This window comes from Fructilactobacillus fructivorans (assembly GCF_001434095.1).
Lineage (GTDB): Bacteria > Bacillota > Bacilli > Lactobacillales > Lactobacillaceae > Fructilactobacillus > Fructilactobacillus fructivorans.
This window is the reverse complement of record NZ_AZDS01000002.1, coordinates 165,262-183,046: the sequence shown is the minus strand read 5'-3', so window position 1 is coordinate 183,046 and position 17,785 is coordinate 165,262. Positions and strand designations below refer to the sequence as shown.

General features: G+C 41.4%; 14 protein-coding genes. 8 read left to right on the top strand and 6 right to left on the bottom strand.

Features of this window, described 5'->3' with window-relative positions; translation table 11 throughout:
- The first annotated feature begins 191 nt into the window (after positions 1 to 191).
- Positions 192 to 977, top strand: a complete 786-nt coding sequence (locus FC73_RS02860; protein ID WP_010022362.1) for a glucose 1-dehydrogenase — start codon at positions 192 to 194, stop codon at positions 975 to 977.
- A gap of 296 nt (positions 978 to 1,273) precedes the next feature.
- Here FC73_RS02860 and FC73_RS02855 read toward each other — a convergent pair whose 3' ends face one another.
- Positions 1,274 to 2,191, bottom strand: coding sequence for an alpha/beta hydrolase (locus FC73_RS02855; protein WP_010022360.1), 918 nt, complete (start codon positions 2,189 to 2,191; stop codon positions 1,274 to 1,276).
- A gap of 166 nt (positions 2,192 to 2,357) precedes the next feature.
- Positions 2,358 to 2,831, bottom strand: coding sequence for a hypothetical protein (locus FC73_RS02850; RefSeq protein ID WP_010022359.1), 474 nt, complete (start codon positions 2,829 to 2,831; stop codon positions 2,358 to 2,360).
- Between the two features lie 112 nt (positions 2,832 to 2,943).
- Here FC73_RS02850 and FC73_RS02845 point away from each other — a divergent pair, with 112 nt between their 5' ends.
- Positions 2,944 to 4,491 (top strand): ClC family H(+)/Cl(-) exchange transporter, encoded by a 1,548-nt coding sequence (locus FC73_RS02845; RefSeq protein WP_010022357.1) that lies wholly within the window; start codon positions 2,944 to 2,946, stop codon positions 4,489 to 4,491.
- A gap of 38 nt (positions 4,492 to 4,529) precedes the next feature.
- Here FC73_RS02845 and FC73_RS02840 read toward each other — a convergent pair whose 3' ends face one another.
- Positions 4,530 to 5,852, bottom strand: coding sequence for an AbiH family protein (locus FC73_RS02840; RefSeq protein ID WP_010022355.1), 1,323 nt, complete (start codon positions 5,850 to 5,852; stop codon positions 4,530 to 4,532).
- Between the two features lie 173 nt (positions 5,853 to 6,025).
- On the opposite strand from FC73_RS02840, the gene xylB reads away from it, so the two are divergent.
- Complete coding sequence (xylB, locus tag FC73_RS02835) at positions 6,026 to 7,522, top strand: xylulokinase (RefSeq protein ID WP_010022353.1); 1,497 nt, start codon at positions 6,026 to 6,028, stop codon at positions 7,520 to 7,522.
- Positions 7,523 to 7,572: 50 nt separating this feature from the next.
- Here xylB and FC73_RS02830 read toward each other — a convergent pair whose 3' ends face one another.
- The 3 genes from FC73_RS02830 to hisS all read right to left on the bottom strand — a co-directional run bounded on the left by FC73_RS02830 (position 7,573) and on the right by hisS (position 11,093).
- Positions 7,573 to 8,226 carry a VTT domain-containing protein gene (locus FC73_RS02830; protein WP_010022352.1) on the bottom strand — a complete coding sequence of 218 codons (654 nt, stop codon included), beginning with the start codon at positions 8,224 to 8,226 and terminating at the stop codon, positions 7,573 to 7,575.
- 152 nt (positions 8,227 to 8,378) lie between these two features.
- Positions 8,379 to 9,839 carry an amino acid permease gene (locus tag FC73_RS02825; protein WP_010022351.1) on the bottom strand — a complete coding sequence of 487 codons (1,461 nt, stop codon included), beginning with the start codon at positions 9,837 to 9,839 and terminating at the stop codon, positions 8,379 to 8,381.
- A 63-nt stretch (positions 9,840 to 9,902) separates the two neighbouring features.
- Positions 9,903 to 11,093, bottom strand: a complete 1,191-nt coding sequence (gene hisS, locus FC73_RS02820; RefSeq protein WP_010022350.1) for a histidine--tRNA ligase — start codon at positions 11,091 to 11,093, stop codon at positions 9,903 to 9,905.
- Between the two features lie 237 nt (positions 11,094 to 11,330).
- On the opposite strand from hisS, the gene guaB reads away from it, so the two are divergent.
- The 5 genes from guaB (at position 11,331) to FC73_RS07070 (ending at position 16,935) form a co-directional block, all read left to right on the top strand.
- Positions 11,331 to 12,473 (top strand): IMP dehydrogenase, encoded by a 1,143-nt coding sequence (guaB, locus tag FC73_RS02815; RefSeq protein ID WP_010022349.1) that lies wholly within the window; start codon positions 11,331 to 11,333, stop codon positions 12,471 to 12,473.
- Between the two features lie 10 nt (positions 12,474 to 12,483).
- Entirely contained in the window at positions 12,484 to 14,043 is a 1,560-nt protein-coding gene (gene guaA, locus FC73_RS02810) for a glutamine-hydrolyzing GMP synthase (RefSeq protein ID WP_010022346.1), read from the top strand.
- 123 nt (positions 14,044 to 14,166) lie between these two features.
- On the top strand, positions 14,167 to 14,946 hold the full coding sequence (locus FC73_RS02805; RefSeq protein ID WP_029327158.1) for a hypothetical protein: 780 nt from the start codon (positions 14,167 to 14,169) through the stop codon (positions 14,944 to 14,946).
- Positions 14,947 to 15,049: 103 nt separating this feature from the next.
- Complete coding sequence (locus FC73_RS02800; RefSeq protein WP_010022344.1) at positions 15,050 to 16,594, top strand: acyltransferase family protein; 1,545 nt, start codon at positions 15,050 to 15,052, stop codon at positions 16,592 to 16,594.
- A gap of 83 nt (positions 16,595 to 16,677) precedes the next feature.
- A complete protein-coding gene (locus tag FC73_RS07070) occupies positions 16,678 to 16,935 on the top strand; it encodes an SGNH/GDSL hydrolase family protein (protein WP_010022343.1) in 258 nt (85 codons plus the stop codon).
- Positions 16,936 to 17,785 lie beyond the last annotated feature (850 nt).

The following is a 17,785-nucleotide window of genomic DNA, read 5'->3' as shown; positions in this document are numbered from 1 at the left end:
TTCTTCAAATCTTCACTATCAATACTAACAGAAATTATCCATAGTGCAAGTATAATGTACACAATTTAATTTTAAAAAGCCAATAAGCTTTTTCACTTTATATTCGTGATTTAATGGGGTATTATGTAATCACAAGATAAGTTTAATCCACTAACAGGATTAAGGAAAAGCAGAGGTGTATTGTTATGGTTATGTACAAAGATCTTGAAGGCAAGACAGCCGTTATTACTGGAGGAGACTCCGGAATCGGTGCTGCAATTGCTGAACGTTTGGGTCAAGAACACATGAATGTGGTAATTAACTACCACAAAAACGAAGAAGCAGCTAACCAAGTTGTTGAAGTCGTTGAAAAAAACGGTGGTCATGCTGTCACAAAACAAGGTGACATTGGTGACGATGCTGGTGCTGAATCATTAGTAAAGGCAGCCGTTGACGCTTTTGGTGACTTAGACGTCTGGTTTAACAACGCTGGAATGGAGAAAAAGACTCCAACTAACGAAATTCCATTGGAACAATGGGAGGCAGTTGTCAACGTTGACTTAACCGGAACCTTCTTAGGAACTAAGGCCGCTTTGAACTACTTCTTAAAGAAAAACAAAAAAGGTAGTATCGTTCAAACTTCATCAGTTCATCAACAAATTCCATGGCCTACATTTGCTAGCTATGCAGCAAGCAAGGGTGGCGTTAAGTTGTTCACCGAAACTACCGCAATGGAGTTCGCTAAACAAAACATTCGAGTTAACTCAATTTGTCCAGGTGCGATCAACACCCCAATCAACGCTAAGAAATTCGCTGATCCAAAGACTTATGAATCAACTGTTAACATGGTTCCAATGCACCGAATTGGTAAGCCTTCAGAAGTTGCCGCTGCTGCGGTTTGGTTAGCTTCCGATCAAGCTAGCTACGTAACCGGTGTTTCCCTTTACGTTGATGGTGGTATGACATTATACCCATCATTTCAAAATGGTAATGGTTAAAATTAAATCAAAAAGGAATGTGATTAAATCACATTCCTTTTTTATTGGCTTAAAACACTTTAAAAATTCTTCTAATTAACTCATTAATTCCATGCCATCCAAACAGGACACATGAAGCAAATAAGCCGGTTCCCTCTAAAAAGAGAACCAGCCGCTCTTTTTGATCAAAGATAAAATAAGCAGCGATCACTAGAACCACGAGTAGGTATGCAAATGTCAACCTGATTTTGGCTTTGATTAAAATCCATCTCCTAAATTTTACTGGTTTAACTTATCAATCATATCAACAATTTTGACTACTTAAAATACTGTTGAGCAAAATCCGTAACCTTTTGCGTATACGTATCCGGATCTTGACTTCGGCTTTCAATGTGACCAGCACCCTTAATGATCCAAATTTGCTTCGGTCCGGCATCATTTCGATAGTTTTCATAGGCGTTCCTCACTGGCACGAACTTGTCGGCATCCCCGTGAATGATAAACAGTGGAATCTGGTTGTGTTTCAAGGTCTTCTTGGTGTTTCCGTCATTCATGTTATACTTCGCCAACGTTTTGACGTAAAGATTGACGGTCGGAACGAGCGGAAAACTGGGAATGTTGAATAGTCGCTTTAGTTGACCACCAAGTTCGCCCTCGACACTAGCGTAGCCACTATCTTCAATCGCAAACTTGACGTTACTAGGCATCTTTGGCAGTGAGTACATGACCGCCGAAGCCCCCATACTGGTTCCAAACAATCCTAATTCACCACCAGGATGGTCAGAATTCACCACTCTAGCCCATTTTTCAAGGTTAGTGGCGTCTTTAACCCCATACCCGATGTACTTTCCACCACTTCCACCAAACGATTGATTGTCAGGTGCTAGGACGTTGTAGCCGTCCGCATGAAAAATCTTAATGAAAGCTTCCATCTCTTCACTGTTACTACCGTAGCCATGAACCACGATCACTGTCTTATTAGATGGCTTTTCTGATGGAACGTACCTGGCTACCAAATTGGTACCGTCGTCCGCCTTTTCGTGTAAGACTTGGGTGTTGTTATCACTAAACCATTCGGTATCAGGTGTTCCCGCGTTTTCATTGTATAAACTAGCTAAACCAGTTTTTCCAAAGGCAAAGTTGAACAGGAGATAACCTAAGGCCAAATCTAGGATAATTGTAAAAATGACAAAGAAAAAAGCCGTCACTCCGGTCCACTTTAGTATTCTTTTCATTGGCTCTTTCCCCTCTCTAATTAAGACTTTTAAAATAAATTGTCACGTCTACTTACTATCTTAATGTATGTAAAATACAATGACACAAAAAATATGATGTTTAGTGAAAAATTAATGTAAATAAATAGAGCGTCTTTATTTTAACAATAAGAACGCTCTATTTTATCTATTTATTTGCGTTACGATCATCCGAACCATGATTTCCCGACTGTTCTTTCTCAGAATCAGGAGTAACGTCTTTCCATTCCCCATTAGACTCATCATTATCGATTAAATCAGTCTTGAGCGTACTAATATTAGTGAAGACTTGCCACATAATGATAGCCATGATGATATGTGAAACCCATCCTACAATTGGAATCACCGCTACTACTGACAGGATAATCCCAACGATGAATTTGGGCTTGATGCTTAACATATCAGAACGAACCTTGCCATCATCTAAAGAGCTCACCATCTGGGAGCTGATGATAAAACAGGTAATGTAAAGTCCCAGTAGGACTAGTAATGGAACCCAAAGCATACTTACGATAATGATTCCACCAAGGATCGGGAATAACAAGACCGTTTCAACGATCGCAATTATAAGCGTTAGAACATACAAGAAGTCTAACTTTTGAACAACATCTGATTTCTTCATAAATTCCTCCATCTAATTCATCTTTATACTTCCATTTTACATGAAAATCGAATCCATTTGGTAAAAATAATTGTGATACAATTAATGTAATTGCTTAATGGAGATGAAAAGCTTGGCAAAACGCACACATCACATCGATTTTTCAGATTTAAGATACGTCCTCTTTGCGACCATCATTGGAATCCTAACGGGAGCCGTCATTGCGTCCTTTCGTTATCTAATCCAAGTGGCACTCAAATGGTCTTTAATCATTTACAATGGTCTTGACCACAACCTTAACCTCCTATGGTTCGTGATTCCTCTCTTCTTACTGATCTCAATCGTCACGGGACTCATCATGAAAGGTGATCCTGACGTCAAGGGTTCCGGAATCCCCCAAGTGGAAGCTCAACTAGCTGGAAACATTGAAACCAACTGGGTTTCAATTCTATGGCGGAAGTTTGTTACAGGAGTTCTAACCGTCGGAACCGGGATCTTCTTAGGTCGAGAGGGTCCATCCGTTCAATTAGGTGGTGCAATCGGTCAAGGAGTCGCTCAGGGATTCAAGGAAGTCGGCTCTGAACGTCGGCTAATGATTGCAACCGGAGCTGCCGCCGGACTTTCGGCGACTTTTAGTGCCCCACTAGCCGGGACGTTCTTCGTCATGGAGGGTGTCTACCGGAACTTTTCACCAGCCGTCTGGCTCTCGTCACTGACCGGGTCAATCTGTGCGAACTTTGTTTCATTGAAAGTTTTTGGGCTAAAACCTATCCTTCCCATTTTTTACAGTCACACTTTTCAGCTCCAGAACTACTGGCAGCTGATCATTCTGGGAATTATTCTGGGTGTACTAGGTTACGTCTATAATTTAGGCCTGCTGGATCTTCCCAAATGGTTCGCCAAAATTAAAATCATTCCCTGGTACTTCATGTGTGCCATCCCGATCTTAATGGTCATTCCTATTGGAATGTTCTTCCCGACCACGATTGGAAGTGGTAGTCGGGTCATCATGACGGTGGCCACTCATAACGTTCCATTGACCGCCATCTTTGTCTTCCTAATCGTTCGGTTCGTCTTTGGTTTGATTACGTATGGTGCTGGGATTCCAGGTGGCTTCTTCATGCCGGTCCTTGCCGTCGGATCACTAATTGGAGCCGCATATGGTGGCTTCATGTCACAATCAGGACTGCTGGGAACTGGATACGTCAATAATCTCCTGATTTTTGGAATGGCCGGTTATTTTGCGGCCGTTAGTAAAGCTCCGTTCACTTCAATCATGCTAATTACCGAACTCGTGGGTAACACCAAGAACTTCATGGCGTTAGCGCTCGTGGTCTTGGTTTCCTACGTCGTGGTCGATATGATGGGTGGTCAACCAATCTATCAAGCCTTGGCCGAACGGCTGACTGCCATCAAGACGTACTTCAATGCTGACAGCAAGACGGACAGGATTCAGGTACCCGTCTACGAATTTAGTTCAATTGAAAATAAACTGGTCAAAAACGTAAAATGGCCAGAAAACTCCATTCTCATCACGATCAGTCGTGGCAATCTGCACATTATTCCCAATGGCAACACCAAGATTAAAGCCGGTGACACTTTGATTGTCCTGGCACATCGGGATGCCGTGGGACCAGTTAAGAAACAGCTGGTAAAGATGGCGATGGAGATTGATGAATAAAAACAAGCATTATGTATTTATTACGTAATGCTTGTTTTTTACTCTTTAGTATTAGCACTTTCAATATTCTTTAAATCACTTGTATCAATTTCTTTTAACATAAGACGTCCTTCAAGAATCATTTTATGAAGGATATTTCTTCCCTTTTGAGTTCCGGTTGATTCACCATAAGTATTCATAAGTTTATATACTTCTTCAAAATAATTAGACTTAATTTTATTTTCTTTATTTGAATCATAAATTGAATAACAAAATACTAACTTGATTGAACTATTGTAAATATCATAATGATCAAAAATTGTTTGGAAGTAGGAATAATCAGCCGGAGCTAATGAATGACCATAGAAATAAATATTTTTAGGATCATCTGGTAAAATTAATTCTTTATTATCTGTAGACCTAGTCATGATCCGATACGTTTTACTGAACTTATAAAAATAATCATCATTTCTTATTGAGTTAGCATCAACTCCAATAATTGGTTGTGATGTATCTCCATGAACATTATCTATCGTTGAATCTTCAGAAAATGGATTTGTATAGTTAAAATCTAAAATATTAAAACTTCTATTATTATAAATATTTTTATTTATCCTTTTTAATAAGTTTTTTGCATTTTTTCTATACGAATCATTTTCAATAGAACCAATATATTCACCTAAATTTCTTTCAAATTGATTTAATTGATTAAAAATGAAGTTTACAAATTCCCTATCTGAATATGAATCAATTGGATATTCAAATGTCATTAACATAATAAATAATAATGTCAATGATCCATCTTTACAACTATAATCTAATTCATTAACTATATTCGTTCTTTTTTTACTGTTATTTATAAAAGCTGAATACTTGCTCTTTTTATCATATAAATTATCCTTTAAAACTTTTAAATGCTTCATTACTAAGATTAAATAATTCAAATTATTATCATTATTATTAATAAGATTATATAAATTCGTTTCAACATCAGACCAATTATTATTTAATATTTCATTAGTTAAAAAATACACATCAAAAAGTGATCCTATACTGCCATTTGATTTATGTTCAGTCACTAATGGATAATTAGAAATTCGAATAGTATCATCATTCACGCATATATCATAGATAAATCGAATCATTGGATTATCAAGCTTTGAATCTATGTTTTCATTATTTTGTACATAAGCTCTCATATTAAGAAAATCATGTACATAATCCATAATATTGTGCTCTTGAACTTCTTCATTTTCCATAGTTTTAATTAAGGTTTGTTTTTTAATATAATCAAAATAATTTTTAAAGCTACTTTCTAACCCACAAGCTAAATCAAATCCATTTCCAATAATTAATAAATCCTTTGGTTTATCTGCATACATTACTATACTTTCACTCCTATCATAATGTGATCATTATAACTTAATTTCATTTAAAACTATAATTTGATTTAGAATATAATAAACAACACGCAAGCGTTGAAAACGATTACATAACCTGCTAATCTTAAATTAACGAAGCAACTACAAAAACATTTACGAAAGTTGGTGCACACATGGAAAAGAACGTTTTAGGAATCGACCTCGGAACGGGATCGGTTAAAGTCACAGCGGTCAACAAACTGGGTGACATTGTGGGGCAAGAATCAACGTCGTATCCCAATCCACAACCACAACCAGGTTGGAGTGAACAAAACCCCAACGACTGGGTTAACGGCACGATTGCTGCCATCAGAAAATTAGTCAATGATGATAACGTGGATCCGGTCTCCATCAGCGGAGCTAGTTTTTCGGGTCAGATGCACGGCCTCGTCTTATTAGATAAAAATAATCAGGTTATCCGTCCCGCCATTTTGTGGAATGATACCCGAACCACCAAACAACGGAAAGAAATTGAGGATAAACTGGGCAAACGGTTCGTTGAAATCACGGGTAATCAACCACTGGAGGGCTTTACAATCACCAAACTGCTCTGGGTCAAAGAAAACGAACCCGAGAACTGGGCCAAAGTAAAAACCTTTCTATTACCAAAGGACTACCTGCGCTTTAAGATGACCGGAAACATCGCGGTTGACTTCTCCGACGCCACCGGAACCACCCTTCTAGACATCCACGACAACAAGTGGAGTTTAGAAATCTGTCATGCACTGGGAATTCCCGAAAAAATTCTCCCACCACTGATCCAATCCATTGATTACGCAGGAAACGTCATCCCAGACTTTGCCGACGAAGCCGACATGTCGACCGTTACTAAAGTTTACGGGGGTGCCGCTGACAACTCCGCTGGAGCCGTTGGTGCGGGAATCATGTCACCAAATAACGCCCTGGTCAGTGTGGGAACGTCTGGGGTGGTTCTCCATCACGAAGTTGATCTCTCCACCGATTACGGTGGACGTCTTCAAATGGAAGATCACTCGATTCCAAACACCTACTATTCTATGGGTGTTACGCTGGCTGCCGGTGATTCCCTCACCTGGTACAAAAACACCTTTGTCCCAGATGAAGACTTCACCGAAATGACCGATGAGGCTGGCAATTCGCCGATCGGAGCAAACGGTCTCCTGTTTACACCCTACATTGCCGGAGAACGAATGCCCCACGCTGATTCTCAGATTCGGGGAAGCTTTGTCGGCATCGATCGGACCCAGGTACGACGCGACTTCACCCGTGCGGTCATGGAAGGCATTACCTTCAGTCTGAGAGACATTTTAACCATTTATGACGAAATGGGTGCCACGATTGACCACGTCACTTCCATTGGTGGCGGAGCTAAAAGTGCAGTCTGGACGCAAATCCAAGCTGACATCTTCGATAAGCCAGTCACAACACTAAAGAACGAACAGGGACCTGGCATCGGAGCGGCCATGATCGCAGCCGTTGGACTCGGCTGGTTCACCGGTTTCCCTGCCTGTGCCGATCAGTTCATTAAGTTCGGTAAGACCTACGAACCAATCCAGGCTAACGCTGATAAATACGCCAAACTTTTCAAAATCTATCAACAAATTTATCCTCAAACCAAAAAGATTAGTCACGAACTGCAGGATTTCCGTTAATTCAAGTTCAGTTTCTGACTCATTCGATTGGAAAATAAAAGGACGAAGCCCTAGGCTTCGTCCTTTTTACTAGTAAAACGAGTTTTAATGACACCAATGATGGCAGGTAACAACGTAATCAAGATAATCGTCAGGATTACCGCCGAGAAGTGCTCCTTCACGAATGGAATGTTGCCAAAGAAATATCCGCCACCGCAACAAAGTACAACCCACGCGACACAGGCACTCACATTATATTTAACGAACTTTTGATAGCTGTAGTCACTGCTGGCGGCTACAAATGGGACAAACGTCCGTACAATTGGCATGAATCGTCCCAGCAAGATCGCCCACGATCCATATTTATCAAAGAAACGATGGGCTTTCTCGAAGTCCTTTGGCTTAATAAAACGGCTGAGATACTTGTTGTCCGTGATTGCCAGTCCAACCTTCCGTCCCAGAAAGAAATCGAGCGAGTCGCCCAGTGCTGAAGCTAGGAAAAACAGAATCACGAAGATCCAGATGTTTAAATCATTGGTACTGGCGGCCGCTAATGCCGCCGCAGCAAACAAAAGCGAATCGCCCGGCAAGAACGGCATAATCACGGCTCCGGTCTCAATGAAAATGACCGCAAACAATATTAAATAAGTCCAATTACCAAACACGTTAACAAGGGTAACCAGGTGGTGGTCAATGTGAAGCACGAAATCAATTAAAAAACTCATCTTTAATCCCCACTTAATTAGTTATTTTATAATCTTACCAAAACGCTCAAAGCAAGGATAGTTATATGCGGCTTTACGTACGTCATTTAAACTAAAATTAATGAATAGAAAAAGGACGATTGAATTAAATCAATCGTCCTTTAAATTTAGTTTTATAGTTTTGGTTGAATCAGCAAAATCACACCGATAACGGCCACAATCAAAATTCCAATGGCAAAGTAACGTTCGTACTTCCCAAAGATTGGTTGGTCGGGTGCGTACTGTTTTCTAGCGTACATAAACAATGGAATCCCAATCGCATAGATCACAAAGGCAATCGTCATGTACTCAAGCCCAGCGGCATACCCCATAAATAGGGTTCCAAGGATTGCGAGGGCGGAAACGAAGTAGGCACTCTTTCTCGAGACGGAAATCTTGTTGCCAGTTGGATTAAACGTCTTCTCATTTCGACTGATCTTGAACAGATACATCATCGAAATCAAGTATGGTGGAACCGTCATCGTTCCAACAATCGTCAAAGTAAAGTTGAAGGCCCTACCCGCAAAGTGGGTAAAAATGATGATCAACTGAATGACCAAAACTGTCATGAACAATGAGTGAATCGGAACGTTGTTCTTTCCCATCTTTCTAAAGAACTTCGGGAAGGTTCCGTCCATGGAAGCGGCACGTGGCATTTCGGATAGGACCAAAACCCACGTTAACCAACTTGATAAGACGGCCACGATTACCCCAAAGGTGATGATTAATCGTCCTAGTGGTCCCAAGACGATCTGCATCAAAGCCCCGGTTGAAGGACTCTGCAGGTTCGCAATCTGACCATAACTCCGTAAGCCAAGTGGTAGGATTGATACCAAAGCGTACAGTACCAAACAAATCAAGAAACCATACTTGGTGGCCTGGCGAACGTCCTTTTGGCTCTTGGCGTTACTTGAAAGGACCACGGCACCCTCAACTCCAGAGAAGACCCACATGGTGGTCATCATGGCGTTTCGAACCTGGGAAAAGAGACCACCCATGGCTTTATCGTTGACCTTCGGCAATGTTTGAGCAGCAAACATATTCGTGGTAAAAGCGTGCCAGTTAAAGACCACGATCATGGTAATGATAAAGATAGCCACAATCGTCAACATACAGATTGTCCCAAAGACGTCCACATGACTAGTAACCCGAATCCCCTTCAGGATCAGGTAGGTCATCAGCCACAACACAATCGTTCCACCTAAAATAGAGATCCAGTTATTTCCACCGGTAAACGTCCCGGGCCAAAACGCGTTTAACGTCGACATCAGTAGCACCGAGTACGCAGCCACGGCAAACGACTGACAGATCCAATAACCCCAGCTTACAAAGAACGCGGTAAAGTTCCCAAAACCAGCGTGGGCATAATGGTATAACCCAGTGGTAAATTGGGGCCGAACTTCTGATAGTGTCATAAACGAACGTACGATGAACCAGATAATCAGTCCTGACAGGGCCCAAGCGATGATTTGGGCAATTGCTCCGGCATGGAGCGCCATGTTCTGTGGCAGATCATAGATTCCACCACCAACCATCGCGGATAATACGAACGCCGTCAGACCGACCGTCCCGATCTTTTCTTTTTTATTACTCAAATCCTCACTTCTTTCAATATGGAGTTAAAAGAAAAAGGCGATCAAATTCGCCCTCGTTTCTAATTACTCAAGTCTTATAATGTTCTTACTATTTAATTTTTTAGCTTCTTTAATCTGACTCTTCATGCTGCGACTCTGGAAATTAACCTCAACGGAGTTGCCGTCATTTCGTAACTCCTCCGCCTTCTTAAGCGCCTCATCAAGGATCTGATTCTTGGCTTTACTGTCCTTATTTTTAACGTCGGTCGCAATGAAATAATCAATGGCATTACTGTCATCGTTAGAATTTACGATCGTTGCCAATCGTTCTTCACCAAAGGCAAACCCAACGCCACCGGTATTTTCGGGTCCCCCAAATTCTTCCACCATGTGGTTGTAACGACCACCGGCACAGATGGTGGTGTAATCATCACCAAAACTAGGATCCTTTGCCATGATTTCAAAGACCGTGTCCGTGTAGTAATCTAGGCCACGAACTAACCGATCGTCAACGGCGTACGGGATGTCTAGGGCATCCAAAGCGGACAAGACGTCAGTGAAATACTGCTTCGATTCGTCGGTCAGACTGTCTTCCAGTTTCGGGGCATCAGCCACCAACTTCTGGTCACCCTTGTCCTTACTATCAAGGATTCGCAGGGGGTTTTGTTGTAAACGCCGTTTTGAATCGTCACTAAGTTGATCCTCATACTGTGAGAAATAATCAACTAAAACATCATGGTAACGCTTGCGGCTCGCTTCGTCACCCAGGGTGTTAATCTCAACCTTTAAATCGTTAATATCCACACCTTTGAAAATGTCGAGGGCTAACGCAATCGTCTCAGCGTCAATTTGTGGACTTGTGGCCCCAATCGATTCACAACCAATCTGATGAAACTCACGGTTGTGGGTAGCACCTGGACGTTCATAACGAAACATGGCGCCCATGTAGTAAACCTTGACGGGTTTAGGATGTTCTGGTCCAAAGAGCTTGTTTTCAACAAACGAACGTACCACTCCAGCGGTTCCTTCAGGTCGAAGTGAGATATCACGCCCACTTTTATCCTGAAAACTATACATCTGTTTTGTCACGATATCCGAACTATCACCAGAAGTTCTCGTAAAGACCGGGGTCTTCTCAACTAGTGGGGTTCGCATCTCATGAAAGTCGTATCTGGAAAAGACGTCGCGTGCGGTGTCTTCAATTCGTTGCCAAATACTGGTCTCGTCAGGCAAAATGTCTGACATCCCTCTAACTTTCTTAAATTTGTCGTCCATAATTTTCCCATCTTTCTATTAAATTACTTCATTTAAAACCATGCTAAATATATATACGTAGATTTTACCATTATTGAATTAGCATGTCTTGTCCCCCTCAAATAAATCAACCAGCTGACAACTACATATGATTAACGTTAACCAAATAAAAATTGTTCGAGTTATCATTGATAGTCCAACGTTTTTTATGGTATTCTATTAATAATTTATAAAAAACTGAACAATAGGAGGAGTACGATGAAGGATTGGAATTATAAATTCGGGAAACAAGGATTAACATTTGATGATGTTCTTCTAATTCCTGCAGCAAGTGACGTATTACCAAACCAAGTTGACTTAAGAACGACTTTAGGCAAGAACTTAAAGCTTAACCTACCCGTTCTAAGCGCAAGTATGGATACTGTCACAGAGGCACCTTTGGCAATCGCGATGGCTCAAAATGGTGGACTAGGAGTAGTTCACAAGAACATGAGCGCAAAAGATCAAGCGGCTGAAGTTAAAACGGTTAAAACTGCTGAGGTTACCGGCGACAACGCTGCAGTGGATGACGATGGTCATTTATTAGTAGCGGGGGCCGTTGGGGTAACCAATGATACCTTCGATCGAACTCAATTATTATTTGATGCTGGCGCAGATGCCGTCATCATCGATACCGCCCACGGTCACTCCAAGGGTGTCCTGGATAAAATTGCTGAAATCAGAAGCAAGTTCCCAGACAAAACCTTGATCGCTGGAAATATCGCCACCGGTGCGGGGGCTAAAGCCCTCTTTGACGCTGGGGTTGACATTGCTAAGGTCGGGATTGGTCCTGGCTCAATCTGTACCACTCGCATTGTGGCTGGCGTTGGGGTTCCCCAAATCACCGCCGCTTTCGACGCTGCTCAAGTTGCTGCCAATTACGGTAAACAAATCATCGTTGATGGTGGAATGCAGTACACCGGTGACATCGTCAAAGCACTCGCTGCTGGTGGTAGTGCCGTCATGCTTGGTAGTATGCTAGCGGGTACTACCGAAGCCCCCGGTGACGTTTATACGGGTGCAGACGGTAAGAAGTATAAGGCTTATCGTGGTATGGGATCCCTTGCAGCCATGGAAAATGGCTCATCTGACCGTTACTTCCAAGGCAAGGTCAAAGAAGAAAAGAAACTCGTTCCAGAAGGAATTGAGGGTCAAACCCCTTATAAGGGGGATGTCTCAACCGTCCTCTTCCAAATTGCTGGAGGATTACGTTCTGGAATGGGCTACACCGGCTCTCACACTATTTCCGACTTAATTAATAACGCTCAATTTGTTAGAATTACAAATGCTGGACTACGCGAATCACATCCACACGATGTGCAAATCACCAAATCCGCACCAAACTATTCAATCGATAAGTAGGAGGAATTTGATGGCAACTGGTACAAAAAAACGTGATTATGATGAGATCTTAGTTCTCGACTTTGGTAGTCAATATAACCAACTAATCACCCGTCGCATTCGTGACATGGGGGTTTATTCAGAACTAAAACCACACACCATCACTGCCAAAGAAGTAAAGGCGATCGCACCAAAGGGAATCATCTTTTCTGGTGGACCCAACAGTGTGAACGGCAAAGATGCCCTAGACGTCGATCCTGAGATCTTGAACATGGGAATTCCGATTCTGGGAATCTGTTACGGAATGCAACTACTCGCCCACGATCTAAAGGGTGGCGAAACAACGACCGCCGACGACAGTCAGTACGGTCCCGCTGAAATCAAAGTTACCAGTAATGATTCTGGAACTTTCAAGGGTCTTGATGCTGATCAAACCGTTTTAATGAGTCATGGGGACTTCGTTACCAAGGTTCCAGACGGTTTTAAGGTGACCGCTACAAGTGAGCAGTGTGCCATTTCAGCCATGGAAGATCCCGACAAGGGAATCTACGCCGTTCAATTTCATCCCGAAGTTAACCTAACCAAGCAGGGCAATCAGATGCTGCACAACTTTGTCTTTGACATTGCTCATGCTAAGGACAACTGGTCCATGGATGACTTCATTGATGATGCCATTGAGAACATTAAGGAAGAAGTTGGCGACAAACGGGTCCTGCTGGGTCTCTCCGGTGGAGTTGATTCAAGTGTGGTTGCTGTTCTATTACACCGTGCCATTGGCGACCAATTGATCTCCGTTTTCGTGGATCACGGTCTGTTACGTAAAAATGAAGCTCAACAGGTCTTACACACTTTGGGAGATGAATTCGGTTTAAACATTGATTTTGTCGATGCGAGCGACGAATTTTTATCCCAACTAAAGGGTGTGACTGACCCTGAAAAGAAACGCAAGATCATCGGTAAAGACTTTGTCGACACCTTCTCAAAGGAAGCTCGCAAGTTCAAGGACGTTGATTTCTTAGCTCAGGGAACGCTGTACACGGATGTCATTGAGTCAGGAACTGACACCGCCCAAACAATCAAATCCCACCATAATGTTGGTGGCCTTCCTAAAGACCTTAAATTCAAATTAATCGAACCTTTAAACAAGTTGTTCAAAGATGAAGTTCGAGAAATTGGTGAAAAGCTTGGTATGCCAGACGAAATGGTTTGGCGTCAACCCTTCCCTGGTCCAGGTCTTGCAATCAGAATTATCGGTGACGTGACTCCTGAACGATTAAAGAAAGTGCGGGACTCCGATGCAATCCTGCGTGATGAGTTTAAAAAAGCCGGTCTTGACAAGAAAGTTTGGCAGTACTTCACTGCCCTACCAGGGATTCGAACGGTCGGTGTTATGGGTGACGAACGAACCTATGATGAAGCTATTAATATTCGTGCCGTTAACTCAGTTGACGGGATGACTGCGGAATTTGCGGAAATTCCGTGGGATGTCTTAAGCAAGGTCTCATCACGAATCGTCGATGAAGTTCCCGGGATTAACCGCGTACTCTACGATATTACCGGTAAGCCACCGGCAACGATTGAGTATCAATAAAAATCAAAAGAATCATTTCTATTTATTTTGGAAATGATTCTTTTTTATTCGCTCTAGTTACCCCCCTATTTTGTTGTATAATGGCTTCTGGGTTTTATAACAAAATACATAGCGAGGATGGTTATGATGAACATTAAGAAAATTGCCCTTTCACTTTTAGTTGGTACTACTCTATTTAGTGGTGGATTCTTTATAAGCCATCCAAACTCGGTTCATGCTGATCCAAACGTTTCGGAGAGTACCGCTCAGGGACGTGTTGTTGTTCAATACGTCAACGCCCTAACCGGACAACCAATCCGTTCTAGTAAAGTCATTTACGGTGCTCCCAACAGCATGCTTGATTTATCCAATGATGTTCCTAACATCCCAGGATATGTCACTGGAAGTAACCGAGCTGATAATGGTGGCAACACCTACCCAGCTGGTGGCCAGTCAATGACGGTCACAATTGCTTATCAACCACTCAATCAAGCAGGCCAGACAGGTAATTGGCAAGGCGGAAATGCCACAACACCGGCAAACAATGCCAAATCCGATCCCCAGACTGATAACGCAAATGACAGAGCCAAAACCAATGGAGATGATAATAGCGAAAAGCTAGGTAACGCTAACCAAGGCAAAGCCGATTCTACTGACAAGCAAGTCAATCAGAACCAACCTAATCAACAAAATAAAAAGCAAGATAACTCAAAGAATCAAGCCAATCAAGAATCCCAAAAGCAGCAAAACAATCAGAAGCAAAGTAAGCAAGACAAACAAGCTAAAAAAGACGATCGAACAAAAAAATCAGCTAAAAGGGATCATACCCCATGGATGATCGGTGGCATAATTGTCATTTTAATTGTCGGCATTGGTGCGTTTGTCTGGTATCGCGTAAGAAAAGCACATCATTTTAGACACTAAATTAACTTAATGAACCATAAGTGAAAAGACTGTCAAATAATGTTGTTTGGCAGTCTTTTTTGGTCGGAATTTAATAATTATTAATTAGTAGGGAATTTTAATTATGGAAACAAATACTTCAAAGAATCGTTTTATTACTGGGTTTACAGGACTGAGAGCCCTAGCAGTTATCTGCGTAATTCTCTACCATCTTAATCAAAATATTTTCAGTGGTGGATATTTAGGGGTGCCGGTATTTTTAACACTATCGGGATACTTAGTTACCGACCATTTAATTAATGAATACCAATCAACTGGTCACTTTCGTTACGGTCACTTTTGGTACAAAAGATTAAAACGGCTATATCCGACGTTGATCGTAATGTTATTTGCAACGGCAACTTACATCACTTTATTCCAACGAAATTTGTTAGCAAACCTATGGCAGAGCGTGGTTACCAACCTCGCGTACGTCTATAACTGGTATGAAATCGCTAACGGACAGTCATACTTTCAGAATTTTGCTGGATCAGAATCACCGTTCACCCACTTGTGGACGTTAGCAATTGAAGGTCAATTTTACCTAATTTGGCCCTTAATTATCGTCATCCTTTTGTACCTTTTCAATAAAAATAAACATGGTCGTTTAAACAAAAAGAGCGTCTTTTTCGTTGCCATTGGATTATCAATCTTGTCGGCCATCCTCATGGCCGTACTATTCAAGCCTGGAACTGATCCAAGCCGTGTCTATTATGGAACTGATACCCGAATGTTCTCAATTCTATTGGGAGCTGCCCTCGCCGTTATCTGGCCTAGCAGTCGAACGGTTAAAAACTCTGATCAGGGACAAAAGATTTTCTTCGATATTGTTGGACTGGTCGGTGTTGTTGGTATGGTCTGGCTCATTTTTACCGTTGGTGCTCAGTCTAAATTCCTCTATCGCGGTGGAATGGTTCTATTCTCACTCTTTACGGTCCTGATCATGTGGGCCATCCTATCCAACATCGGAAAATGGAACTGGCTCATGACTAATCCAATCTTTGATTGGATCGGATCACGGAGCTATGAAATCTATGTTTATCAACTGCCCGTCTTTATCTTTTTTGAAGATAAATTTAAAAACGTAGCTGACCATCAGTTGCTATACGCCGTTATCGAAATTTTACTGATCGTGGGAATCTCAGAATTATCGTATCGCTTTGTGGAAGTTCCCTTCGGTAAATACGACTACAAACAACTTTTTAGTGAACTATATCATTTCATGAGTCACACTAGGATTCGTGAGATTATTCTAGGCATTTTGGCCATCATTGGTGGCGTGGGAATCCTCCAGTCAACGACCGTTAATCCTAAGCAAGCTAACCATACGGAGCTTGCTAATCGAATTCAGAAAAACGCTAAAACTGAAAAAGAAAACAATAAGAATCTTGCTAAAGATATTAAGAGTGGCAAAAAAGTTAAAAGTTCAAACAAAGATCAAAGTCAATTAGAAAAGAATGGTTTAACGGCTGCCCAGGTAAAGGAGGCCCAGAACCTCTCTGGAACTGCCGTTGGTGACTCCGTTATGTTAGCTGGACATGATGATTTACAAAAGATTTTCCCCGTTTTTACATTGACGCTCAAGTTTCACGTCAACCCGCTGCAGCGGTCCCTGACATTAAAAGTTTAGCTAATCAGGGATTACTAGGGAAAAACGTCATCATCGGACTCGGAACGAACGGAAATATTTCTCCAGAAACTATGAAACAAATTATGGACATTGCCGGACCAAAACGAAATGTCTTCTGGATTAATGTTCACATTCCAACCGAAACATGGCAAAACTCAGTAAACGCCATGCTAAAGGACTCGCAAAAGAAATATAAGAACCTATACATTATTGACTGGAACGATTACATCAATCAACATCCAAGCTGGTTGTATTCGGACCAAGCTCATCCAAATAATCAAGGAGCTCCAAAGTATGCCACTTTTGTGGCCCAGAACGTTTTAAAACACGCCATTAAATAAAATATTATTAGTAAAAAAAGAGGGACCTTGTCATGACAAGGTCTCTCTTTTAGGTTCTCATACTTTAAACCATTACGTACTAGTACTCGGATTGTTTCTCCTCTGCATACCAACGTTATTAACTAAACCGTTAATGCGTTTGAAATTTTTAATGACAAATCTCACAATTTTCTGGGAGTGTTTTTATGAATGAGATCTGCTTTTAAAGAAGCAACTTGAGAATGATGTTCTTCGTCAAATTGTTTTATTTCCCTCCATCCCCTTGCAGAGAGGAAAACATCACGAGTTTTACTTACTCACTAGCCATGCGTACAAGCATTAACGCCGAAAAGCCCACCCTTAAAATTAATTAACTCGATATTAAAGAAACCGCCAGGATCTTTTTATATGTTTGTTTACTTATTTATGTTTTATCCCTCACACTTGTAACCACATTTAGGAACTAGTTTGTTTTAAAGTATTGATCTTTTAATTATTTGTTTTGAAAGCTACTTGATGAATACTCACGGTTTTCTCATAAGTATAACCGTCTATTTTCTCTGGTTCGTTGCTGAAATTTTAACGTTTCATGAAGCTATCCTCTGCCCATCGCTTACACCTTCTCTTGGTTGATTTATCTATAATTATAGAGAATGAAATCGCTAGTACGGTCCCATTTTACAATTTATTTTCACAAATCAGACCCTTTTTGCGCAGCAAATTACTACTCCGCCTATAGTTAACCGTTTGCCCAAATTATTTAGACTCCCATATAAATTTCACAAATTAACCTCCCCGTTTCTCTCGTTAACATTGCACCTTCAGCGATACACGGCGGTCAAGTTGTAAACCATTAAGGAATTTCAGAAAT